Below are 22928 nucleotides of genomic sequence, written 5' to 3'. Positions count from 1 at the left end.
CCCCCCCCCCCCCCCCCCCCCCCCCCCCCCCCCCCCCCCCCCCCCCCCCCCCCCCCCCCCCCCCCCCCCCCCCTTTTTCAAGCAGAAGACGGCATACGCGATCAAGGTGACGGTCTCGTGGGCTCGGTTATGTGTATAAGAGTCTGGTGCCCGGCCGTGCTCGCTGCCGGGCCGGCCGCCGTGCGCGGTCGGGCCTCAGCGGGCGACGACCGGGACCCGGCGCAGCTCCGCGAGCCGGGACGCGGCCTCCTCGAGCACCGCCTCGGACCCGGCGTACACGCCCTCGGCGCGCGGCCAGTGCAGGACGAGGTCGGTGTAGCCGAGCGCGGCCGCCCGCTCGACGCCCTCGACCAGCACGTCGACGGAGTCGAGGGCGAACACGGGCGCGCCGTCGATGCTGAGGTACCGGCGCAGCGGGTCCCGCGGCGCACCCTCGGCCGCGCCGGCACCGGCACCGGCACCGGCGCCGGCCCCGACCGTCGAGCCGCTCGGGGGCGTGGCGGCGAGCACGCCGTCGAACACGTCCGTCAGCGCCGCGAGCCCCTCCCACCAGCGCTCCTGCGCCTGCGCCGGCGTCGCGCCGTCGAGCTCGCCGGGCTCGAACGTCGGCCCGAACGTCGCCCAGCCCTGCCCGTGCCGCGCGGCGACCGCCATCGCCCGGGGGCCGTTGGCCGCCACGACGAACGGTGTGCGGGGCCGCGCGAGCGTCCCGGGGATCATCCGGGCCGCGTCCGCGACGTAGAAGTCCCCGGCGTGATCCGTCACGGGGTGCGTGAGCAGCCGGTCGAGCAGCTCGACGAACTCCGTGAACCGCCGCGTGCGCTCGGGGCGCCTCGGGGGCGGGCCCAGGACCGACGCGTCGAACCCCTCCCCGCCCGCGCCGAGCCCGAGCACGAACCGCCCGCCGCTGATGTCGTCGAGCCCCATCACGTCCTTGGCGAACGGCACGGGGTGGCGGAAGTTCGGCGACGCGACCCACGTCCCGAGCCCGATGCGCTCGGTGACCGCAGCCGCCGCAGCGAGCAGCGGGACGGTCGCGAACCACGGCTCGTCGACGAGCGAGCGCCACGCGAGGTGGTCGTAGGTCCACGCGTGGTCGAACCCGTACTCCTCGGCGCGCTGCCACCGCGCGCGCTGGTCGGCCCAGCGCTCCTGCGGGAGCAGCACGATCCCGATCCGCATGCCCTCGGGCGAGCCCGCCCCGGTGTCCTCGCGCAGCGCGTCCATGCCGGTCAGGCTACCGAGGGCCGCCCACGCGCACGGGCGCCCTCAGCCCCAGCCGAGCCGGTGCAGCGTCTCGTCGTCGATGCCGAAGTGGTGCGCGATCTCGTGGACGACCGTGACCGCCACCTCCTCGACGACCTCCTCGCGGTCCTCGCACAGCGCGAGGGTCGGGTTCCGGAAGATCGTGATGCGGTCCGGCAGCGCGCCCGTCGCCCAGAACTCGCCGCGCTCCGTCAGGGGCGTGCCGTCGTACAGGCCGAGGAGGTCCGGGTCGTCCTCGGGCGGGTCGTCCTCGACGAGCACCACGACGTTGTCCATCTGCGCCGCGAGCTCCTCGGGGATCTCGTCGAGCGCGTCCCGGACGGCGTCCTCGAACTCCTCGAGCGACATCTCCACCATGGGCACCATCCTCCCCCGGACCGACGAGCGAGCGGCGTCGGAGAGCCGGCGAGCCACCGCAGCACCGCGCGCGGCTGCAGAACCGCAGGTCAGCGGCCCGCAGCGGACCCGGGCGGGATCGACTTTGGAGTTCCGCCCGGGAACCCGTATGCTCAATCCCGGTCTAGAGACGCCTCGACGTCCGGGGCGAGTCGCCCCCATCGTCTAGCGGCCCAGGACCCCGCCCTTTCACGGCGGTAGCACGGGTTCGAATCCCGTTGGGGGTACGAGCAGTTCAGCATGAAGGTCTTGTCTCACCACGAGGCCCCGTAGCGCAGTTGGTTAGCGCGCCGCCCTGTCACGGCGGAGGTCGCGGGTTCAAGTCCCGTCGGGGTCGCTCGATCAACGCCCGGTCATCTGGCCGGGCGTTGTCGGTTCGGCCACTTAGCTCAGTTGGTAGAGCGTTCGACTGAAAATCGAAAGGTCGGCAGTTCGACCCTGCCAGTGGCCACAGCACGAGCCCCGCCCGGATCACCGGTGCGGGGCTTCGTCGTCCCGGGCCCTCCTGCGTCGTGCCGGGCTCCCGCCGTTCCGGGCCCACGCCGAGCCGGCCCACGCCGAGCCGGGCCCTCGCCGAGCCGGGCCCTCGCCGAGCCGGGCCCCGTTCCGAGCCCCTCGCCGTCGTCCGCTCCCCGGCCGGACCACCGCGACAGGACCGTCCAGCGATGGCGCACGCCGCCCGGCCGGGTGAGCCGGGGGGTGCAACGCCCGCGAACCCGGAGGACCCATGAGCCCGACCCCCGAGCAGGTCACCGACGCGATCACGTACCACGGCGAGGGCCCGGTCTGGTCGGCGGCGTGGGGCGGGCTGCGCTGGGTCGACATGCTCGCGGGCGACGTCCTCACGCTGCGCGACGACGGGTCCGTCGACCGCCTGCACGTCGGCACCGTCGCCGCGTTCGTGCGCCCGCGGACCCGCGGCGGCTACGTCGTCGGGCTCGAGCGCGGGATCGGTCTCGCCGACGGGCCGGACGAGCTCCCGACGCCCCTCGAGCCCTTGTGGACCGACCCGGGCGTCCGGATGAACGAGGGCGGCTGCGACCCCGCGGGGAACCTCTACGCCGGCTCGATGGCCTACGACAAGACCGAGGGCGCCGCGACGCTCTACCGCATCGCCCCCGACGGCACCGCGCGCACCGTGCTGCCGCGCGTGACGGTCTCGAACGGCCTCGACTTCTCCCCCGACGGCATGCGCGCCTACTACGACGACACCGCGACGGGTCGCACGGACGTGTTCGACGTGGTCGACGGCGAGCTCACCGGCCGGCGCCCGTTCCACGCGCCCGACGACGGCCACCCCGACGGCCTGGCGGTCGACTCGGCGGGCAACGTCTGGGTCGCGCTCAACGGCGCCGGCCGCGTCCGGTGCGTGTCCCCGACCGGGGAGGTGCTGACGGAGGTCCGCCTGCCCGTCCGGCTCACGACCGCGTGCACGCTCGGCGGCCCCGACCTGCGCGACCTGTACGTCACGACGTCGCGCGAGGACCTCGACGACCCCGAGCCCGAGGCGGGCGCCCTGTTCCGGGTGCGGGTCGACGTGCCCGGCCGCCCCGTCCTGCCCTTCGGCGGCTGACCGCCCGCCGGCTCGTCGGCCGTCGGCGCCCGCACCGTCGAGCCGCGCGGTCGGGGCTCTCCCGGACCCACGGCCCACGCGGGCACCCAGCGACCCGCGACGGGTCGACGCGCCGCCCCGACACGCCGCGACCAGCACCGATGCACCGCCCGACCGGGCAGGTTGACGCGCACAACGCCGCAGGTGAGGCCACACTGGGGGTCCTGAGGTCTGCACGGACCGCCGGACGGAGGGTGAAGAGATGGTGACCGCGTCACACGAGACAAGATCGCCGACCGACCAGCAGTCGATCGGGCAGCTGATCGGGCGGCTCAGTGAGCAGAGCTCGAAGCTCGTGCGTGCCGAGATCGAGCTCGCGAAGGCTGAGATCGCGGGTCAGGCGAAGAAGGCCGGCATCGGGATCGGGCTGCTCGCGGGTGCAGCGTTCTTCGGCTTCTTCACGTTCGCGGTGCTGCTCGCGACGGCGATCATCGCGCTCAACGGTCAGATGGCCCTGTGGCTCGCCGCGCTGCTCGTGGGTGTCGTCCTGCTGATCGTCACGGCCGTGCTCGCGCTCGTCGGGATCAAGCGCCTCCAGGCCGGTGCTCCCCCGACCCCCGAGCGGGCCGTGGAGAACGTGAAGCTCGACGTCGACGCCGTCAAGGAGGGCCTCCACTGATGACCACCGACCCGAAGCTCACCGCGATGGAGGCCCAGCTGGCCGCGACCCGCGCCGAGCTCGCCGCGACGGTCGACGAGCTCTCGACGCGGCTCGACCCCCGCTACCAGGCGAACAACGCCGTCGACGCCGGCAAGCGCCTGTGGCGCGACGCGCTCGGCACGGACCCCGCGGCCGACCCGGCCAACCGGAACAAGGCCCGGGCGATCGTCGGCGGCGCAGCTGCGGTGCTCGCGCTGCTCATCACGGGCGCGATCCGCAAGTAGTCCCTGCCGGCCGTCGGGTCGCGCGACCGCGCGCGCCCGGCGGCCGAGCCGCGTCCGAGGCTCGAGCGCAGCGACCGGCCGGCCGTCCGGGCTCCGGGACCGCGTTCGTCCGCGCGCCGGCGCTCGCCCAGGGCCGACGTGCGGACTCCGACGCGCGCGGTTCCCTCAGGCCGACGCGGAGGCCGACTCGAGCGTCGCGCCCCGTGCGGCCTCCTCGTGCGCGAGCAGCGCACGCTTGGGCCCCGGGCCGAAGTAGTACCCGCCGATCTGCCCGCTCGACCGCACGATGCGGTGGCACGGCACGAACGGTGCCACGAGGTTGCGCGCGCACGCCCCGCCCGCCGCCCGGACCGCCGCCGGCCGTCCCGCGGCAGCGGCGAGCGCGGTGTAGCTGACCGTCGCCCCCGGCGGGATCGCCCGCATCGCGCGCCAGAGCTCCTGCTGGAACGGCCCTCCGGGCTGGGCGACGGGCACGGTGTCGAGCGCTCCGACGTGCCCGGCGGCGTACGCACGGACGGCGTCGACGACCGCAGCAGGTCCGGGTCCCACCGCCTCGAGCGCGTCGGGGTCGAGGCGCTGGACGCCGGCGGCGCGCACGTCCGCGGGCAGCCGCTCGACGGTCTCGTCGAAGGGCCCGAAGCCGGAGACCCGGACGATCCCCTCGGCGTCGAGCACCACGGTGAGCGGACCGGCGGGGGTGTCGAGGATGGCCGCGAGCAACGTCGTCATGCCTCCATCATCGCGCCACGCGGCGCACCCTTCTGGCGGCTTTCGGACGCCGCGGCTCGGCAGCGGCGAGCTCCACCCGGTGCGACCACGCCGACCAGAGGTGCTGCGCCGCATAGCCGCGCCAAGGGCTCCACGCCGCAGCCCGTGCCTCCGCCGTACGGACGTCGACCGGCTCCCCCGCGCCGCCCGGCAGCTCGGCCAGGGCGCGCCGGAGGATCAGGTCCCCGGCGGGGAAGACGTCGGGGTCGCCGAGCGCGCGCAGCGCGACGTAGTCCGCGGTCCACGGCCCGATCCCGGGCAGCGCGAGCAGCTCGGCGCGCACGCGCTCACGGTCGACGCCGGGGTCGAGGCGCAGCCCGTCCGCGACCGCGCGCGCGACGACGCCGATGGTCGACGCGCGGCCTTCGTTGAGCCCGAGCGCACGCAGCGCGGGCGTCCCGACCGCCGCGAGCGTGCCGGGCGACGGGAAGAGGCTCAGGCCGTCGGCACCCGGCTCGCCGTACGCCGCGACGAGCCGGCCCGCGATCGTGCGTGCGGCCGCGGTCGACACCTGCTGCCCGAGCACCGCCCGCACCGCGAGCTCGAACGGGTCCGTCGTGCCGGGCACGCGCAGACCGGGCCGCGCGGCGACGAGCGGCCCGAGCAGGGGGTCACCGCCGAGCGCGGCGGCGATCAGCCCGGGGTCGGCGTCGAGGTCGAGCCACCGCCGCAGCCGGGTCACGGTCGGTGCGAGGTCGGCGAGCGAGGTGAGCTCGAGGTGCGCGTGGACCGCGCTCCCGTCGGCCGCGAGCACCACGGTCACGTGGACCGGCCCCTCGGCGCCGCGCAGCAGCCGCGTGACCGACATCGCGGCGGTTGCAGGCTCGGCGGGCGCCGCTGCCGCAAGGCCACCCGTCTCCACCGTCGCGTGCGCGCCGCCGTCGTCCGCGTGCGCCCTGGCCCCGGTGCGGCCCGCCGCCTGCGCGACGGCGGCGTCGACCGTCCGGACCCCGTCCTCCGCCGCGCCCGTGCCGGACCCGAGCGGTGCTGGCCCCGGTCCCCCCGCCGCCCGCTCGAGCCCGGGGACGGCACGGTGCGCGACGTGGCGGAACCACGAGCCCACGTCGAACGGCGGGGTGAACCGCAGCCGCAGGCTCAGGCGGGCGCCGGTCACGGGCAGCCGGTCCGTCGCGGCGGCGTCATCCAGCGCGAGGGCCCCACGGCGTCGGGCCCGGCGGAGCTCGCTCGGCGGTGCGCCGAAGTGCTCGCGGACGACGTCGTTGAACTGGCGCACGCTCGCGAAGCCCGAGCCGAACGCGACGTCGGCCATCGACAGGTCGGTCTGGTCGAGCAGCATCCGGGCGAGCTGGGCACGCCGGGTGCGCGCGAGCTGGAGCGGCGACGCACCGACCTCGGCCACGAGCACCCGGTGCAGGTGCCGCACGCTGACGTGCAGCCGCGCCGCGAGGCCGTCGACACCGACGTCGTCGACGGCGCCGTCGGCGATGGCCCGGAGCGCGCGGGCAGCGAGGTCACCGCGCACGTCCCACTCGCGCGAGCCGGGCAGGGCGTCGGGGCGGCAGCGCCGGCACGCACGGAAGCCCGCGGCCACGGCGGCGGCGGCCGCCGGGTAGAAGCGGCAGTTCTCGGGTCGGGGGGTGCGCGCGGGGCACGAGGGCCGGCAGTAGACCCCGGTGGACACGACGCCGACGTAGAGGCGTCCGTCGAAGCGGGGGTCGCGGCCGCTGATCGCGCGGTAGGCCGCATCGGGGTCGAGCCACGGCACGACCGGGGCCTCCGCGGCATCGTCGCCGTGAGGGCCGGTCGGGCTGGTCGCGGTGAGGGGCACGTCTCGAGTGTCTCCCGGGACCCGTGAGGCTCACGCGCGGAGATCGGACGGGGCAGTGACGCGCGTCGGGACAGGACGCGGCACGCCCGAGGGGAGGGCGGTGCGGTCGTCGTCTCAGGCGGTGGTGGCGCGCTGGCGCGGGATGCCGTCCAGGAGCTCACGGACCTCGGCCTCGCGGTAGCGGCGGTGACCGCCGAGCGTGCGGATCGAGGTGAGCTTGCCGGCCTTGGCCCAGCGGGTCACGGTCTTCGGGTCGACGCGGAACAGGCTCGCGACCTCGGACGGAGTGAGCAGCGCCTCGGACTCTGCGGGGTGTGCGGACATGGACATCCTCCAGGTCGAGCACCGCCGAAGCAGCAGCCCCTACCTACGGCGCCCCCACCCCGACCGTGCTGGTGTACGAATACTGCTGACCGGCACGCACACGACACCTGGGGCAGCCCCCCACGCGCCGCTTCACCTAGCATGACGTACCCGTCTCAAAGCCGCATTTCGTAGCACGAGTTGCTCACACCGGCCACTCGCGGCGTACTCTGGAACGGTTCTGCAACGATACACATCGGGGCGATCCCGACCAAACGGTAGCTTTGAGTTCGTCGGCCCCGCTGTGACGCGATCGCCCGGGTGAGAGCTCGCCGCGAGTGGTCGGAATACCGACGGAGCATGTACCGTTGCCCCACGAAGAGACGATTCAGCACCCCGGGGCCGCACGTGTCAGCACGTAGCCGCCCCGCATCCACGTAAGAGGGGGTCGATGCCATGGGGCGCGGCCGTCAGAAGGCTAAGCAGACGAAGGTCGCTCGGGAGCTGAAGTACTTCAGCCCGGAGACGAACTACCGAGCTCTCGAGCAGGAGCTCACGTCGCACGGCCGCAACGATGTCGTGACCGACAGCCGCCGCGCTGTGGACACCGACGACGACCCGGACGGGGACGACCTCCCCTCCTGGCTCACCGAGCGCTGAAGCACCCGCCGAGGCCGACCGCGAGTGATCGCGGTCGCTCGGCCGTGCCGTTCGCCGGGTGACTCCGGATCGATCGGGAGCAGCCGCGGCTGACGCCGGATCGGTCGGGACGAACCCCGGCTGACACCGGATCGGGGGCGCCGGGTTCCGGCTGCCCTCGTGGCCGGTCGACGTCGACCCCGCGCGGCGCGCGCTGTCGACGGTGCGGGCTCGAGCCGGTGGTCGCCAGCGGCAGCGCCGCACACCGGTGCAGCGGTGCCCGCGGCAGCACCGCACCCGCACGCCGGGCCCGGAGGCAGCCGCGCGCACGCCACCGCCGGCGCAACCGCGCGTGAGGAGCCGCAGCGCGTACCGGGTCAGCCGACGCGGTACGCGCCCGAGAGCCGCACGGCCCCCGCGTGGACGCCCTTGGTCCCCGTGACGAGGTCGCTGTCGCCCGCGACGTCGCGCACCGGGTCGAGCTCGCGCACCGAGCCGAGCACCCACGCGGGCAGCCCGAGCTCACCGGCGTGCGCGAGCACCCCGTCCACCGCGTCGGCGGCGACGATCGCGACCATGCCGACGCCGAGGTTGAGCGTGTTCTCGAGGTCGCCCCAGGGGACGTTGCCGAGCCCCTGCACGAGCGAGAACACCGGCGGCAGCGTCCACCCGGCACGGTCCACGTCCGCGACGACGCCGGCCGGCAGCACGCGCGCGACGTTCGCCGCGAGGCCTCCCCCGGTCACGTGGCTGAACGCGTGCACGCCACCGGCGGCCCGCTCGACGAGCGCCAGGCAGTCGGACGCGTACACGCGCGTCGGGGTGAGCAGCTCCTCGCCGAGCGTGCGACCCAGCTCGGGCACGTGGCGCTCGAGGCCCCACCCGGCGACCTCGACGACCTTCCGGACGAGCGAGTACCCGTTCGAGTGCAGCCCGGACGAGCCGAGCGCGACCAGCACGTCGCCGGTGCGCACCCGTTCGGGGCCGAGCAGCTCGTCGGCCTCGACCAGGCCCGTGGCGGCCCCGGCGACGTCGTACTCGTCGGGTCCCAGCAGGCCGGGGTGCTCCGCGGTCTCACCGCCGACGAGCGCCGTCCCGGCGACCTCGCACGCCGCCGCGATGCCGCGCACGATCCCGGCGATCCGCTCGGGCACGACCCGGCCGCACGCGATGTAGTCCGTCATGAACAGCGGCGTCGCCCCGACCACGACGATGTCGTCGACGACCATGCCGACGAGGTCGAAGCCGATGGTGTCGTGGATGTCGAGGGCCTGCGCGATCGCAACCTTGGTGCCGACCCCGTCGGTCGACGTCGCGAGCAGCGGGCGCCGGAAGCGGAGCAGCGCCGAGGCGTCGTAGAGGCCGGCGAACCCACCGACGCCGCCGAGCACCTGCGGCCCGTGCGTCGCTCGCACGGCGTCCTTCATCAGCTCGACGGCCTTGTCGCCGGCGTGCGTGTCGACCCCGGCGTCGGCGTACGTGACGGCGGGCGCGGCGCCGCCGGCGCCGGGGACCGCGGCGGTCACGGGTGGTCCAGCGCGGTCGCGCCGCCGGCACCGTGCAGGAGCGTCGCGAGGCCGTCCTCGGGGGCGCCCAGCGGCAGCTCGTTCTGCTCGAGCAGGTGCTTGCCGAGCCGGTCCGACGGCGGGAGCTCGATCGGGTACTTCCCGCTGAAGCACGCGGTGCAGAGCTGCGTCGCGGGCTGCTCGGTCGCCGCGATCATCCCCTCGGCGGAGATGTAGCCGAGCGAGTCGGCGCCGAGCGAGGCCCCGATCTCCTCGACCGCGAGCCCGTTCGCGATGAGCTCGGCGCGCGACGCGAAGTCGATCCCGTAGAAGCACGGCCACTTCACCGGCGGCGAGCTGATGCGGATGTGCACCTCGGCGGCGCCGGCCTCGCGCAGCATCCGCACGAGCGCCCGCTGGGTGTTGCCGCGCACGATCGAGTCGTCGACCACCACGAGGCGCTGCCCGCGGATGACGTCCTTGAGCGGGTTGAGCTTGAGGCGGATGCCGAGCTGGCGCAGCGTCTGGGACGGCTGGATGAACGTGCGGCCGACGTAGGCGTTCTTCGTCAGGCCCTGCCCGAACCGGATGCCCGACTCGGCGGCGTACCCGACGGCTGCGGGGGTGCCGGACTCCGGGACGGGGATCACGAGGTCGGCCTCGACGGGGTGCTCCTGCGCGAGCCGGCGGCCCATCGCGACGCGCGCGGCGTGCACGGAGCGGCCCGCGATCGACGTGTCGGGGCGCGCGAGGTACACGTACTCGAACGCGCAGCCCGCGCGGTCGACCTGCGCGAAGCGGGTGCTGCGCAGCCCGTCGGCGTCGATCGCGACGAGCTCGCCCGGCTCGATCTCCCGGACGAACGAGGCGCCGACGATGTCGAGCGCCGGGGTCTCGCTCGCGACGACCCAGCCGCGCTCGAGCCGACCGAGCACGAGCGGGCGGACGCCCTGCGGGTCGCGCGCGGCGTACAGCGTGTGCTCGTCCATGAAGACGAGGCAGAAGGCGCCCTTGAGGCGCGGGAGCACCTCGAGCGCCGTGGCCTCGAGCGTGTGGTCCGGGTCGCCCGCGAGCAGCGCGGTGATGAGCGCCGTGTCGGTCGTGTTCCCGCGCGCGAGCTCCCCGCGGCGCTGCGAGCCGTAGCGCTCGGCGACGAGGTCGACGAGCTCGGCGGAGTTCGTCAGGTTGCCGTTGTGCCCCAGGGCGACCGTCCCGCCCGCGGTGGCACCGAGCGTCGGCTGCGCGTTCTCCCACGTGCTGCCGCCCGTGGTCGAGTACCGCGTGTGCCCGACGGCGATGTGCCCCTGCAGCGCGTTGAGCGCGGTCTCGTCGAAGACCTGCGAGACGAGGCCCATGTCCTTGTAGACGAGCAGCTGCTCGCCGTTGGACGTGGCGATGCCCGCCGACTCCTGGCCGCGGTGCTGCAGCGCGTACAGCCCGAAGTAGGCGAGCTTGGCGACCTCTTCACCCGGAGCCCAGATCCCCATGACGCCGCACGCGTCCTGGGGTCCCTTCTCGTGGGGTAGGAGGTCGTGGTTCAGAAGTCCGTCTCCGCGAAGGGCCACGTCACCATGGTCGCACAACGGGCCCCGACGGCAGCACCGACGACCGCACCGCGGTCACCGCCCGCGCAGGCTCCGCCGGTCGGCGACGATCGCGGCGATCCCCGCGACGAGCGCCCCGAGGGTCGCGCCCGCGAGCGCGACGAGCAGCCGCGCGGAGCCCTGCCCGTCGAGGAACGAGATGAGACCGGTGCCGCCGTCGCCCTCGACCGCGGAGCCGGTGATCAGGGCGACCACGAAGCCCAGCACGGCGCCCAGGAGCACGCCCGCGGTCACGAACGCCCCGAACTTGGGGGCCCGACGCACGGTCGCGGGCTCGGCGACGCGCGCGAGCTCGGCCTCGTCGGGCACGGGGGCGGTCGCCGCCGTGGGGGTGTCCGAGGACGCGGTCGGCGACGCGGGCCTCGGCGCTGGGCCCGTGGTGGTGGGCGCTGCCTCCGCCGGCAGGGTCGGCGCCGCGTCCGCGGGGGTCGGCGCCGCGTCCGCGGGCGTCGTCGTCACCGCATCGGCGGGCGTCGTGGGCGCCGCGTCCGTCGGCCTGGTGGGCGCCGCGTCGGGGTGGTTCCGGGGCGGCTCGTGCGACTCGTCGGGCATCGGACCAGCGTAGGGCCGGTCGGGCGGCCGCCCCTCGGCAGCGCCGCCCGCACCTCAGCCGGCGCACGCGTCAGGCAGCGGGGCGGCCGCCTCGCGGTCAGCGCGCACGAGCGGCGTGCAGGGGCAGGTACCCCGAGAGGTCGGCCCGCTCGCCGGACGCCCGGACGCGACCCGCGGCGAGCGCGTCGTCCCACGTCAGCTCGCCGGTCGCCAGCGCGAGCCAGGTCGCGGGGTCGGTCTCGACGACGTTCGGCGGGGTGCCGCGCGTGTGCCGGGGGCCGTCGAGCGCCTGGACGGCGCCGTCGGGCGGGACGCGCACCTCGACCGCGTGGCCGGGCGCGACGTCCGCGAGCTCCTCGAGCGTGAAGCGGACCGCGGTGCGGCGGGCGGGGACCGGGGCGGCCGACGGGTCGGCGCGCCAGACGGCGAGAGCGGCACGCCCGTCGGCGGGCTCGGTGCGGCGACGTGGAGGCATCCTCCGATCCTGCCGGACGCCCCCGGACGCCGACGACCCGGGCGTCGGGCGCCGCCTCGGCCCACGCGGGAGCTCACCAGCGCACGGAGGTGTGGCCGTCGCGCGGGGCGTCGTTCCGCGCGCTGGGCGTGGGCGTCGCGCGGGACGCGGCCGGGCATGCGGGGCGTCGTTCGGCGCGCGGGGCGTGGGCGTCGCGCGGGACGCGGCCCGGCATGCGGGACGTCGTTCGGCGCGCTGGACGTGGGCGGCGCGCTGGACGTGGGCGGCGCGCTGGACGTGGGCGTCGCGCTGGACGTGGGCGTCGCGCGGGACGTGGCCGGCATGCGGGACGCGGCCCGGCGTGCGGGTTCGGGCCGGCGCCCGGGGCGTGGCCGGCATGCGCGACGTGGCCCGGGATGCGGGGCGGTGGCCGGCGCTCGTGCAGCACGACGCCGGCCGGGCGGTCCCCGCGGAGGGGTCCGCCCGGCCGGCGTCGGTCGGTCAGCCGGCGTGGGTCGCCGACGTCACCACTTGGCGTTGCGCGCGAGCTCGAGGGCCTGCGACTGGAACCACTGGCCGGCCGCGGGGCCGCCGTTGCACGCGCCGTCGCTCTCGCCGGGCAGCTTGACCCAGAGCGTCGCGTCGAGCCCACCGCTGTTGACCAGCGCCGGCTTCTCGCCGAGAGCGCGACCGCTCGGGTTGCACCACTCGGACCCGTTCGGCCCGTTGCCGTTGCGCGAGGTGTCGATGACGAACGTCTTGCCGCCCGTCAGCTGCGAGATCTGCTGGCCGTAGGACCGCGACTCGGCGGTCGTCCGGTAGTTCGACGTGTTCAGCGCGAAGCCGACCGCGTACTCCCAGCCGATCTGGTTGAGGCGCTGCGCCGCGACCGACGGCGAGAGCCAGGCCGAGTGACCGGCGTCGATGTAGACGCGGCCGCCGGCCTGCGTGAGCTTCTGCGCGGCGTACTTGAGGTAGCCGACGCGGTCGCCCTGGCCGTCGCAGTCGCCGAGCTGGGCGAGGGCGTCGGGCTCGAGCACGATCCACGGCTTGCCGACGATGCCGGCGGCGACCTGGTCGATCCAGCCGGCGTACTCGCTCGTCGCGACGCCGCCGCTCGAGTGGTTGCCGCAGTCACGACCGGGGATCGCGTAGATGACGAGGAGCGCGGTCTGGCCCTTCGCCGCGGCGGCCTGCGTGACGGTGCGGACCTCCTGCTGCGAGGTCGTGCCGCTGTTCCAGTTGCCGATCCAGGAGCCCGCGGCGTTGGTCGAGATCTTCTCGAGCAGGCGCCGGGTGTCCCCGCTGGCCGCAGCCGCCGCGGTGGCGGCCTGGGTGTTGGGGTTGACCCAGAACGTGCCGCTCGGAACCGGGGTCGTCGTCGGGGTGACGGTCGGCGTCGGGGTGGGCGTCGTCGTGGCTGTCGGCGTCGGCGTCGAGGTCTGCGTGGGCGTGGGCGTCGGCGTGCTCACCGGGGCGCCCGTGCAGGCGACGCCGTTGAGCCGGAACCCGGTCGGGGCCGTGTTGGCGCCGCTCCAGGACCCGTTGAAGCCGAAGCTCGCGGTGCCGCCCGAGCCGAGGTTGCCGTTCCAGGACATGTTCTTCACGGTCACGGCGGAGCCGCTCTGGCTCGGGACCCCGTTCCACAGCTGCTGGATCGACTGGCCGGAGGGGAACGTCCAGTCGACGCTCCACGAGCTCACCGGGTCGCCGAGGTTGGTCACGGTGACGTTGGCGCCGAAGCCGCCGCCCCACTGGTTCGTCACGGCGTAGTCGACCTTGCAGCCGGCGGCGGCCTGCGCGGACGTCGCGGTGACCGCGCCGATCCCCGTCACCGCCAGCAGGCTCGCGGACAGCAACGCGGCTGCCTTCGTGCGCTGAGACATGCTTCTCCCATCGTCAGGGTGCGTGTGCCCGCGGGATGTCGACGTCGGTGTCGGGAGCCGCGCGGGGTCGCTTCGTCAGGAGACGAGACAAGCCCAGCGAAGCCCTTCGACGCCAGACGGCAAGCGCATTCCGCGGTTCGCGAATCGTTTTGGCAAAGTGCATCTGCACCGGTGCAGGGCGGAGGCCGGAGCACCGGACGTGCCCCCGGCGCCCGGGGGTGCCGGGCGCCGCTGGGGTGACCACGGTCGGACGGGTCGCACTGCTGGGCCGCCGTGCACCGACAGGCCCGACCGCCCCGCGACGCGGCCCGGAGACCTCGGCGCCACCGGGCTCGTGCGGCCCGGTGGCGCCGAGATCAGGCGCCCGAGATCAGGCGGTCGGGAGGACGTCCGCCGTGCGGGTGCGCTCGCGCAGGAACACGCCGCCCTCCTTGAGCACGCCGGCGCCCGACTGCGAGCCGCCGCTGCACGCGCCCGGCTTGAGCAGACCGCTCGACTCGCCCTTGTCGGACCAGTTCCACGCGACCCAGCTGATCTTCTTGCTGTCGAGCAGGTCGAGCCACGCCGCCGTGCTGGCGAGGTCGTTCGGCCCGTCGCCCGAGGCGCTCGGCGTGCCGAACTCGGTCACGAACATCGGGATCCGGCCGGCCGCACGCGACAGCACGTCGCGGTAGCTCTGCTGGTGGGAGCCCGCGTAGAAGTGGAACGTGTACATGATGTTCGTCGCGTTGACCGGGTTGTTCACGACCTCGGACTCGTTCGAGCCCTCGGACACGCCCAGCGAGGACCACGCACGCGTCCCGACGAGGATCACGGCGTCGGGGTCGGCGGCGCGGATGACCGGGATGACCTGCTCGGCGTAGGACTTGATGCCGGCCCAGCTCACGCCGTTCGGCTCGTTCGCGATCTCGTAGATCACGTTCGGGTTCGCGGCGTTGCGCTTGGCGACCGACGCGAAGAACGTCTTCGCCCGGTCCAGGTTGTAGTTCGGGTCACCCGGGTTGAGCAGGTGGAAGTCGATGATCGCGTACATGCCGCGCTGCGAGATCTCGTCCACGTAGGTGTTCACGCGGTCGGTGAAGAGCGACGGGTTCGTCTCGTAGCCCTGCTCCTGGACGTACATCGCGACGCGCGCGACGTCGGCCTTCCAGTCGGTCGCGAGCGCGTCCCACGTGGCGTCGGTGTAGCACGAGGCGAACCACTGGATCCCGTGCGTGCTGACCCCGCGCAGCTGGATCGGCTGGTTGAAGCGGTTGCACAGGTTCACGCCGCACACGTGGAGCTGGCCGTTGACCTGCGCGGGCGAGCCGACCGGGCCCTGGCCCCCGCCGGCGGGCGGCGGCGTCGTGGTGGCCGTGGGCGTGGGCGTCGCGGTGGGCCGCGGGGTGGACGTCGCGGTCGGGGTCGAGGTCGGACGAGGGGTGGACGTCGCCGTGGGGGTCGGGGTCGGCGTCGTCGTGGTGCCGCCCGTGCACGTGGTGCCGTTGAGGCGGAACGTCGTCGGGACCGGGTTGCTGCCGCTCCACGAGCCGTTGAAGCCGAAGCTCGCGCTGCCGCCCTTGGCGAGCGAGCCGTTCCACGTGGTGTTGCGGACCGTCACCACCGCGCCCGACTGCGACGCGACGCCGTTCCACAGCTGACCGACCTGCTGCCCGCCGGCGAACGTCCACTGGACGTCCCAGGAGCTCACGGGGTCGCCGAGGTTCGTGACCTTGACGTCGGCGCCGAAGCCGCCGCCCCACTGGTTGGTGACCTTGTACTCGACCGAGCAGCCGACGGCCGCCTGGGCGGTGGTCGCGGTGATCGCGCCGATCCCTGTGACTGCCAGGACCGTCGCGGACAGCCACGCGGCTGCCTTCCTGCGCTGGAACATGCATCTCCTCGTCGTGAGCACGTGCGTGCGGACGCCCGACCACCGGCCCGGACCGCCGGCACGAGGGGTGCGCGCGGTCCCGGGCCCGCGCGGGGGTCACGCGAGCGGGTTCTCCAGGGTGCCTCGCGGGGGTGCGTGCGTGCACGCGATACGGCATGAGAAACGTTTCATCACTCGGCCGCGGTGCCGCGCGCCTGGCCGTCCGCCGTGGCCATGGGGCGTCGCGGGGACCCGTGCGACGGGCCCGCGGCCGCGCCCGAGGGACCCTGGCCCGGACCGGTCCGCGGTGCTCAGCGGCGCGGCGCGGTCGCCCGCTGGTGGCGGTGGTGGTCGGCCGTCGCCCGCTTGTGCTGCGCCTTCGCCTCCGCGGCCAGGCGCGCGTCCGCCCGCCGCGCCTGGAACGCCGCCTCGCGCGCCAGGCGCTGCCAGCTCGCGAACCGCCGCTGCGGCAGCTCCCCGGAGTCGAGCGCGTCCCGCACCGCGCACCCGGGCTCGCTCGCGTGCGCGCAGTCGCGGAACCGGCACCGCGCGGCGAGCTCCTCGACGTCGGGGAAGGTCGTGCTGAGCGCGTCGGCGTCCGCGACCAGACCCACGCCGCGCACGCCCGGGGTGTCGATGAGCATCGCCCCGCCGCCGAGCGGGACGAGCTCGCGGTGAACGGTCGTGTGCCGGCCCCGGCCGTCGGCGCGGCGCTCCCCGGTCGCCATGACCTCGCGCCCGGCGAGCGCGTTGACGAGCGTCGACTTCCCCGCGCCGGAGGGTCCGACGACCACGATCGTCGCGCCCGGCGTCAGGAGCGCGCGCAGCGGCTCGAGGCCGGTGCCGCCGGTCGCGCTGACGACGTGCACCTCGACCCCGATGGCCACGTCCGCGACCTCGGCGGCGATGGCGTCGGCGTCCGCCGCGAGGTCCGCCTTGGTGAGCACGACGACGGGCTGCGCGCCCGAGCGCCACGCGAGCGTCAGGAGGCGCTCGACGCGACCGAGGTCCGGCTCGGGGTCGAGGTGCTCGGCGACGACGACCACGTCGACGTTCGCGGCGAGGGCCTGGGTCAGCGAGGTGCGGTCCGCCGAGTCGCGGACGAGCGCGGTGCGACGGGGCACGAGGCGGGTCACGCGGGCGGGGGCGCCGGGGCGCTCGTCGAGCACGAGGACGTCCCCGACCGTCGGGGCGAGGCGCACGCCGTCGTCGGTCGGGACGAGGCCGTCGCGGTCGAGCTCGACGCGCTGCGGGACGACCGGGACGCGGGCGCCCCGTCCGTCGTCGGAAGCCCGGGGCGCACCGGGCGCGTGCCGGCCGCCGTCGTGCGCGGCCGCGCCGTCCCCCTGCACCGGCTCGACCGTGCCCGCGGCGTCCGTGGGCAGCACCAGGACCGCGTGCCGGTCGACACGCACCACCCGGACCACCGGGCCGTCCTGCTGCTCGCTCATGCGGGCGACGCTAGGACCGGCCCGGTGCGGTGGGCCACGGATTTACGCGACCGTCAAGGCGACCGGGCGCCGGTGCACACGTGGGTCCGGGCCGCGTCGGCTCAGGTCCACCCGGGCAGCAGCCCGGGCCCGCGCTCACCCACCGGTCACGCGAAGTACCGCGGCAGCGTCCCCTCGTGCGCGGCGCGCGCCTCGGCGAGCGGAAGCGTGAACAGCCCCGCGACCTCGACCGACGGCGTGTGCTCGTGCTCGGCGACCGCGTCGGCGCCGCCCGTCGCGACCCCCGCACCGGGGGCGCACGCGTCGTCGGTCACGCCGAGGCGCAGGACCGGGACGCCGCGCGCGGTGCACAGGTCCGTGAACCGGACCTCCTCGCTGCGCGGGACCGCGACGATCGCGCGGGCCGTCGACTCGGAGAACAGCGCCTCGAAGGGCGTCACCCCGTCGCGCCGGCACAGCGGCTCGAGGTCGACCTGGACCCCGACGTCGAACCGGAGGCTCGACTCGACGAGCGCCTGGGCGAGCCCGCCCTCGGAGAGGTCGTGCGCGGCGTCGACCAGGTTGTCGCGGCTCGCCCGGATCAGGACCTCGGCGAGCCGGCGCTCGGCCTCGAGGTCGACCGCCGGGGGCAGGCCGCCGAGGTGGGCGTGCGCGACGTCGTCCCACGCGGAGCCGTCGAGCTCGCCGCGGGTCGTGCCGAGCAGGTAGACGCCCTGCCCCGGCTGCGTCCACCCCGACGCGGTCGCGCTGGCCACGTCGTCGAGCACGCCGAGCACACCGACGACGGGGGTCGGGTGGATCGCGGAGTCGATGTGCCCGGGCTCGCCGGTGCCGTTGTAGAGCGAGACGTTGCCGCCGGTCACGGGCACGCCGAGCGCCTGGCACGCGTCCGCGAGGCCGCGGATGGCCTCCACGAGCTGCCACATCGAGTCGGGGTGCTCGGGGCTGCCGAAGTTGAGGCAGTCGGTCACCGCGAGCGGGCGCGCGCCGGTCGTGGCGACGTTGCGGTAGGCCTCCGCGAGCGCGAGCTGCGCGCCGGTGTACGGGTCGAGCTTGGCGTAGCGGCCGTTCGCGTCGGTCGCGAGCGCGACCCCGAGCCCGGTGGTCTCGTCGACCCGGACCACGCCGCCGTCGTCGGGCTGCGCGAGCGCGGTGTTGCCCTGCACGAAGCGGTCGTACTGGTCGGTGACCCACGCCTTCGACGCGAGGTTCGGCGACGCGAGGAGCTGCAGCACCGTCGCGCGGAGCTCGTCGGGCGTGCTCGGGCGGGCCACGCGCCCGGCGGCCTCGGGGCCCGAGACGGTGTCGGCGTTGAGGGCGTCCTGCCAGGCCGGGCGCGCGTACGGGCGGTCGTACACCGGGCCCTCGTGCGCGACCGTCTTCGGGTCGACGTCGACGATCCGCTGCCCGTGGTGGTCGATCGTGAGCCGGCCCGTGCCGGTGACCTCGCCGATGACCGCGGTCTCGACGTCCCACTTCGCCGTGATCGCGAGGAACGCCTCGAGCTTGTCCGGCGTGACGACCGCCATCATGCGCTCCTGCGACTCCGACATGAGGATCTCGCCGGCGGTCAGGGAGGGGTCGCGCAGCAGCACGTTCTCGAGGTCGACGTGCATGCCGCCGTCGCCGTTGCTCGCGAGCTCGCTCGTCGCGCACGAGATGCCGGCCGCGCCGAGGTCCTGGATGCCCTCCACGACGCGCGCCGCGTACAGCTCGAGGCAGCACTCGATGAGCACCTTCTCCATGAACGGGTCGCCGACCTGCACCGACGGGCGCTTGGAGGGCTTCGCGTCGTCGAACGTCTCGCTCGCGAGGATCGACGCGCCACCGATGCCGTCGCCGCCCGTCCGGGCCCCGAACAGCACGACCTTGTTGCCGACGCCCGACGCGTTCGCGAGGTGGATGTCCTCGTGGCGCAGGACGCCGAGGCACAGGGCGTTGACCAGCGGGTTGCCCTGGTAGGACGGGTCGAACACGAGCTCGCCGCCGATGTTCGGCAGGCCGAGCGAGTTGCCGTAGCCGCCGACGCCGGACACGACGCCGTGCACGACGCGCGCGGTGTCCGGGTGGTCGACCGCGCCGAACCGCAGCTGGTCCATGACGGCGACGGGCCGCGCGCCCATCGAGATGATGTCGCGCACGATGCCGCCGACGCCGGTCGCCGCACCCTGGTAGGGCTCGACGTAGCTCGGGTGGTTGTGCGACTCGACCTTGAACGTGACCGCCCAGCCGTCGCCGATGTCGACGACGCCCGCGTTCTCGCCGATCCCGACGAGGAGGTGCTTCTTCATCTCGTCGGTCGTCTTCTCGCCGAACTGGCGCAGGTGGTTCTTGCTCGACTTGTACGAGCAGTGCTCGGACCACATCACGGAGTACATCGCGAGCTCGGCGGCCGTGGGGCGGCGCCCGAGGATGTCGCGGATCCGCTGGTACTCGTCGGGCTTGAGGCCGAGCTCGGCGAACGGCTGCTCCTGGTCCGGGGTCGCGGCCGCGTGGTCCACGGTGTCGGACTGGTGCTGGACGTGCTGGGGCGCGGTGGTCATCGATTCCCTCGGCTGGTGGCCCGGCCCGGGCGTGAGCCCGCGGGCGTCCGTCGGCAGACGTGGTCCAGGCTACCGGCGGCGGGTGGGCGCACGTGCGGGCGTCCGTGGGCGGCGGGTGAGCGGCGGGTGAGCGGCACGAGCGTGCCCGGAATGTTTCACCCTGTCCCGTTTGCCCCGGGCTCGCTAGCGTCCGATCAGCGGGTGGCGACGGCGCCCCCGCGCACCGGATCCGGGGGGACCTCCATGGCACGCACCTTGCTGGCTGCTGCATTCGTCGTCACGACGGCGGTGACGGGTTACGCCGCACCGACGCCCACACCCACCGCCCCGCCCGGGCCGGTGGCGGTCACGACGTGCGGGCAGACCGTCACGTCGGACGCGTACCTCGCGCGCGACCTCACCTGCCCGACCGACATCGCGGTCGTCCTCGCCGGGGACGGGGTGGACCTCGACCTGCGCGGACACGTGCTGCGCGGGTCGCGCGAGAGCAACGGGGTCGTGCTGCCCGGCTGGGAGAACCACACGATCAGCAACGGCACGATCCGCGGCTTCAGCGCCGGGGTCTCCACCACGGAGGTGGACGTCACGGTCCCCGAACCGCGGGTGCGCCTGCAGGACGTCGTCCTGCGCGAGAACTGGTTCGGGCTCGACGCCTCCTTCACGAGCCGGGTGCTGGTCACCGGCGGACGGGTGGTCGACAACGACTTCGGCCTCGCGGGCGGGTTCCAGGGGTACGTCGAGGTGACCGGCGGGACGGTGTTCCGCGGGAACGGCGTGGCGCTCGACCAGTGGGCCGACGTGCACGGGGCGACGTTCACGCGGAACGACGTCGTGGCGGAGTGCTCGGACGGGTGGCTGAGCATCAGCGAGTCGCGCATCACCCGCAACACGGCGGTGTTCGGCTCCACCTTCAGGTGCGCCCCGACGCTCGAGCGCTCGTTCGTCGCCCACAACGACGTGGTGCTGCCCGTCGCGCACGACCCTTCCGTCACGGCGCGCGTCGTCGACAACGAGTTCCGCGACAACGGCGTCGTGATCGACGCGTTCGGGCCCGTCGAGGCGATCGGCAACACGTTCGTGCGCAACGACGTCGCGGTCCGCTCCCCCCTGACCGGGGTGCCCGAGGAGAACCCGGACTGGGTCTGGCCGTTCGTGACGCTCACGGACAACGTGTTCCTGCGCAACGGCGACGCGATCGACGTGCTGAGCCCGGGGGTCCTCACCGGCAACCGCGTCGAGCGCAGCACCGGCTGGGGCATCCACGCCCCCAACGTGGCCGACGGCGGCGGCAACACCGCGTCCCGCAACGGCCGCGAGCCGCAGTGCACCGGGGTGGTCTGCGGCTGAGGTCGACTGCGGGGCGCAGCACGGCGACCCGCACCCACCGCTCGGCCCGCCCGCCGCCGAGCCCGTCGCACCCCGCGGCGGGCTCGGCGCCCGCGCGCCCGGCGAATCGATTCGCCCCGTCGCCGTGCTCGATCCACCTGCGCGCCGGGTGGCACGCTCGGGTGTGGCGGCTCACCGGCCGTCCCCGGTCCGGCGGCGAGCCGCGCGACCCACCCGGAGGCACCGTGCAGCAGCAGCCCGCGCCTCGCGTCGCGGCGCTCGGCGCCGCCCTCCTCGTGGCCGCGCTCGCCGCCGTCGGAGTCACGGCGCCGGCTCTCGCCGCGGGCGACCGTTCCCGCGCGTCGGCGCCCGTGCCCTCCGCGACCCCGTGGCCGTCCCCCACGCCGTCGACGCCCTGGGAGGGCGACACGACCCCACCGACGGCGCCCGGAGCCCCCGAGGTCGTCGGCCTCGACGGCACGACGGTCGACCTGCGCTGGACGGCGTCGCAGGACGAGTGGGAGGTCGTCTACACGCTCCACGACGAGCTCACCGGAGCGTTCCTGGCGCGGACGTACGCGCCGGGGGCGCGTCTCGAGGGGCTGACGCCGCTCACGGACCTCGCCGTGCACGTGACGGCGCAGGACATGGCGGGGAACTCGGCGCCGCGCTCACCCGCGACCCGGTTCACGACCGGCGCGGCACCCGCGCCCGCGTGCACCGACCCGGTTCACGACCGGCGCGGCACCCGCGCCCGCGTGCACCGTGGAGTACCGCACGCACCGCCTGCCGGGCGGGTTCGTCGGCCGCGTGACCGTGCGGAACGGCACCACCGAGCCGATCCACGGCTGGCGGCTCGGGTGGGCGTTCGTCAACGGCGAGCAGGCGACGCAGGTTTGGGGCGCCGCGGTGATCCAGCTCGAGCAGGGCGTGTACGTCGAGAACCTGCCGCGCGACGCGGTCATCGAGCCCGGCGGCAGCGTCACCGTGCGGTTCCGGGCCACCGGGTCCCCGCGGCCGCCCGCGGAGGTGCGGCTCAACAACCGGGTGTGCGCGTCCGCCTGACGCCGGCCCCGGATCGCCCGTCTCCCGGGTCGCCCGGCACCCGGCGTGCCCGTCCCTCGGGTCGCCCGTCCCTCGGGTCGCCTGCTCCCGGGTCGCCCGTCCCCCGGGTGATGCCGCGCGGCACCGCACCGTCCCGGCAGCGACGCGGGATACCGTTCGGGCATGCACCGGACGACGCCCCGGCTCGCGCTCGCGGGGCTGGTCCTGACCGGGCTGCTCGCCGCGTGCGGACCTGCCGCCGGCCCCGGGCCGTCGCCCTCGGCGCCGAGCACCGGGACCGAGCCCGGCCGTGACCCGCAGGCGGTCGAGACCCCCGCCCCGCCGACAGCGGCCGACGTCCGCGCGACCGGCACCCCGGTGTCGTCGGGCGCGCTCACGCTCGCGGCGCGAGCGGAGCTCGAGACGGCGACGGTCACGGTCGAGCCGCAGCCCGACGGGTCCGTCGCCGCGACCGTGCCCGTGTGGGCCCGCACGACCCCGCCGGCGCTCGTCGCGACGCTCGCGGCCCCCGAGGGGACGACGTTCGACCCCCGCGGCGACGGCTCGGTCGTGGTGCGCGACGCCGCCGGGACGTTCGTGGGAGGGCTGGCCCCGGCCACCGCGGCGAGCGACGACGACGCCCGGCTGCGCGCCTCGTACGAGGTCGCCGCGCCCGACCTGCTCACGGTGACGGTCTCGCCCGGGCTCACCGGCGCCGCGTTCGACGCGCCCGGCACCGTCCGCGTGTGGTTCGGCACCGCGGTGATCGAGAGCGCGACGTGGGGCGAGCGCGAGGGCGGGCGCTCGCTCGCGGTCGACCCGACGCCGTGGGCGCGGGCCGGGGGGCTCGCCGCGCAGGACGGCACCTGGGCGGCCGTCGTCGCGCAGGAGCCCGAGGCCGACACCACCGGGATGCGCGACCAGTTCCTCTGCCACGCCGTCGGCGCACCGGACAAGGACACGTGGAACCTCGAGCCGTGGCGCCCGGACGCCGGCTCGCTCGCGACCCTCGCGGCGCGCTGCAACCCCGAGTGACGCGGCCGGGTGGCGGAG

At 75.2% G+C, this 22928-nt stretch carries 20 protein-coding genes and 3 tRNA genes; 10 read left to right on the top strand and 13 right to left on the bottom strand.

The genetic code is table 11. The features are described 5' to 3' along the window. Nucleotides 1–195: 195 nt before the first annotated feature. Together AB6N24_RS06925 and AB6N24_RS06920 are read right to left on the bottom strand one after the other, a co-directional pair. A complete protein-coding gene (locus tag AB6N24_RS06925) occupies nt 196–1227 on the bottom strand; it encodes an LLM class flavin-dependent oxidoreductase (RefSeq protein ID WP_412868686.1) in 1032 nt (343 codons plus the stop codon). Nucleotides 1228–1269: 42 nt separating this feature from the next. Beyond that, nucleotides 1270–1623 carry a metallopeptidase family protein gene (locus tag AB6N24_RS06920; protein ID WP_412868685.1) on the bottom strand — a complete coding sequence of 118 codons (354 nt, stop codon included), beginning with the start codon at nt 1621–1623 and terminating at the stop codon, nt 1270–1272. Between the two features lie 193 nt (nt 1624–1816). On the opposite strand from AB6N24_RS06920, the gene AB6N24_RS06915 reads away from it, so the two are divergent. The 6 genes from AB6N24_RS06915 (at nt 1817) to AB6N24_RS06890 (ending at nt 4159) form a co-directional block, all read left to right on the top strand. Beyond that, nucleotides 1817–1889, top strand: a tRNA-Glu gene (locus tag AB6N24_RS06915). A 36-nt stretch (nt 1890–1925) separates the two neighbouring features. After that, nucleotides 1926–1999, top strand: a tRNA-Asp gene (locus AB6N24_RS06910). Between the two features lie 41 nt (nt 2000–2040). After that, a tRNA-Phe gene (locus AB6N24_RS06905) sits at nt 2041–2113 on the top strand. A gap of 276 nt (nt 2114–2389) precedes the next feature. After that, nucleotides 2390–3235 (top strand): SMP-30/gluconolactonase/LRE family protein, encoded by an 846-nt coding sequence (locus AB6N24_RS06900; protein ID WP_412868684.1) that lies wholly within the window; start codon nt 2390–2392, stop codon nt 3233–3235. A gap of 241 nt (nt 3236–3476) precedes the next feature. Further along, nucleotides 3477–3893 (top strand): phage holin family protein, encoded by a 417-nt coding sequence (locus AB6N24_RS06895; RefSeq protein WP_412868683.1) that lies wholly within the window; start codon nt 3477–3479, stop codon nt 3891–3893. After that, a complete protein-coding gene (locus AB6N24_RS06890; RefSeq protein ID WP_412868682.1) occupies nt 3893–4159 on the top strand; it encodes a DUF3618 domain-containing protein in 267 nt (88 codons plus the stop codon). Before AB6N24_RS06895 ends, AB6N24_RS06890 begins: the two co-directional genes overlap by 1 nt. A gap of 165 nt (nt 4160–4324) precedes the next feature. On the opposite strand, the gene AB6N24_RS06885 is transcribed toward AB6N24_RS06890, so the two are convergent. From AB6N24_RS06885 to AB6N24_RS06875, 3 genes are all read right to left on the bottom strand, one after another. After that, nucleotides 4325–4888 (bottom strand): methylated-DNA--[protein]-cysteine S-methyltransferase, encoded by a 564-nt coding sequence (locus tag AB6N24_RS06885; RefSeq protein WP_412868681.1) that lies wholly within the window; start codon nt 4886–4888, stop codon nt 4325–4327. A gap of 7 nt (nt 4889–4895) precedes the next feature. Continuing rightward, nucleotides 4896–6716, bottom strand: coding sequence for a DNA-3-methyladenine glycosylase 2 family protein (locus AB6N24_RS06880; RefSeq protein WP_412868680.1), 1821 nt, complete (start codon nt 6714–6716; stop codon nt 4896–4898). A 114-nt stretch (nt 6717–6830) separates the two neighbouring features. Further along, entirely contained in the window at nt 6831–7040 is a 210-nt protein-coding gene (locus tag AB6N24_RS06875; RefSeq protein WP_034626666.1) for a BldC family transcriptional regulator, read from the bottom strand. 435 nt (nt 7041–7475) lie between these two features. On the opposite strand from AB6N24_RS06875, the gene AB6N24_RS06870 reads away from it, so the two are divergent. Beyond that, a complete protein-coding gene (locus AB6N24_RS06870) occupies nt 7476–7679 on the top strand; it encodes a DUF3073 domain-containing protein (RefSeq protein ID WP_034626664.1) in 204 nt (67 codons plus the stop codon). A gap of 356 nt (nt 7680–8035) precedes the next feature. Here the strand turns inward: AB6N24_RS06870 and purM are convergent, their stop codons facing one another. The 8 genes from purM to purL form a co-directional block, all read right to left on the bottom strand. Further along, nucleotides 8036–9184, bottom strand: coding sequence for a phosphoribosylformylglycinamidine cyclo-ligase (purM, locus tag AB6N24_RS06865; RefSeq protein WP_412868679.1), 1149 nt, complete (start codon nt 9182–9184; stop codon nt 8036–8038). Further along, nucleotides 9181–10728 carry an amidophosphoribosyltransferase gene (gene purF / locus AB6N24_RS06860; RefSeq protein WP_183298139.1) on the bottom strand — a complete coding sequence of 516 codons (1548 nt, stop codon included), beginning with the start codon at nt 10726–10728 and terminating at the stop codon, nt 9181–9183. Before purF ends, purM begins: the two co-directional genes overlap by 4 nt. Nucleotides 10729–10782: 54 nt before the next feature. Then, nucleotides 10783–11319 (bottom strand): histidine kinase, encoded by a 537-nt coding sequence (locus AB6N24_RS06855; protein ID WP_412868678.1) that lies wholly within the window; start codon nt 11317–11319, stop codon nt 10783–10785. Nucleotides 11320–11416: 97 nt separating this feature from the next. Then, nucleotides 11417–11794: a sterol carrier family protein gene (locus AB6N24_RS06850; RefSeq protein WP_412868677.1), complete on the bottom strand. Its 378-nt coding sequence runs from the start codon at nt 11792–11794 to the stop codon at nt 11417–11419. 503 nt (nt 11795–12297) lie between these two features. Further along, nucleotides 12298–13659, bottom strand: coding sequence for a glycoside hydrolase family 6 protein (locus AB6N24_RS06845; RefSeq protein ID WP_412868676.1), 1362 nt, complete (start codon nt 13657–13659; stop codon nt 12298–12300). 370 nt (nt 13660–14029) lie between these two features. Continuing rightward, nucleotides 14030–15532 carry a cellulase family glycosylhydrolase gene (locus AB6N24_RS06840; RefSeq protein ID WP_412868675.1) on the bottom strand — a complete coding sequence of 501 codons (1503 nt, stop codon included), beginning with the start codon at nt 15530–15532 and terminating at the stop codon, nt 14030–14032. Nucleotides 15533–15822: 290 nt separating this feature from the next. Continuing rightward, nucleotides 15823–16962, bottom strand: coding sequence for a ribosome small subunit-dependent GTPase A (gene rsgA / locus AB6N24_RS06835; RefSeq protein ID WP_412868674.1), 1140 nt, complete (start codon nt 16960–16962; stop codon nt 15823–15825). A gap of 146 nt (nt 16963–17108) precedes the next feature. Continuing rightward, nucleotides 17109–19505 (bottom strand): phosphoribosylformylglycinamidine synthase subunit PurL, encoded by a 2397-nt coding sequence (gene purL / locus AB6N24_RS06830; protein ID WP_412868673.1) that lies wholly within the window; start codon nt 19503–19505, stop codon nt 17109–17111. A gap of 243 nt (nt 19506–19748) precedes the next feature. Here purL and AB6N24_RS06825 point away from each other — a divergent pair, with 243 nt between their 5' ends. The 3 genes from AB6N24_RS06825 to AB6N24_RS06815 all read left to right on the top strand — a co-directional run bounded on the left by AB6N24_RS06825 (nt 19749) and on the right by AB6N24_RS06815 (nt 22910). Next, a complete protein-coding gene (locus tag AB6N24_RS06825) occupies nt 19749–20852 on the top strand; it encodes a right-handed parallel beta-helix repeat-containing protein (protein ID WP_412868672.1) in 1104 nt (367 codons plus the stop codon). A gap of 744 nt (nt 20853–21596) precedes the next feature. Beyond that, complete coding sequence (locus AB6N24_RS06820; protein WP_412868671.1) at nt 21597–21896, top strand: cellulose binding domain-containing protein; 300 nt, start codon at nt 21597–21599, stop codon at nt 21894–21896. Between the two features lie 162 nt (nt 21897–22058). After that, on the top strand, nt 22059–22910 hold the full coding sequence (locus AB6N24_RS06815) for a DUF2599 domain-containing protein (protein ID WP_412868670.1): 852 nt from the start codon (nt 22059–22061) through the stop codon (nt 22908–22910). Nucleotides 22911–22928: the final 18 nt, after the last annotated feature.

The organism is Cellulomonas jepli, from assembly GCF_047229345.1.
Taxonomy (GTDB): Bacteria; Actinomycetota; Actinomycetes; order Actinomycetales; family Cellulomonadaceae; genus Cellulomonas_A.
Note: the sequence above shows the minus strand (reverse complement) of the source record. Positions and strands in the feature narration are given on the sequence as shown.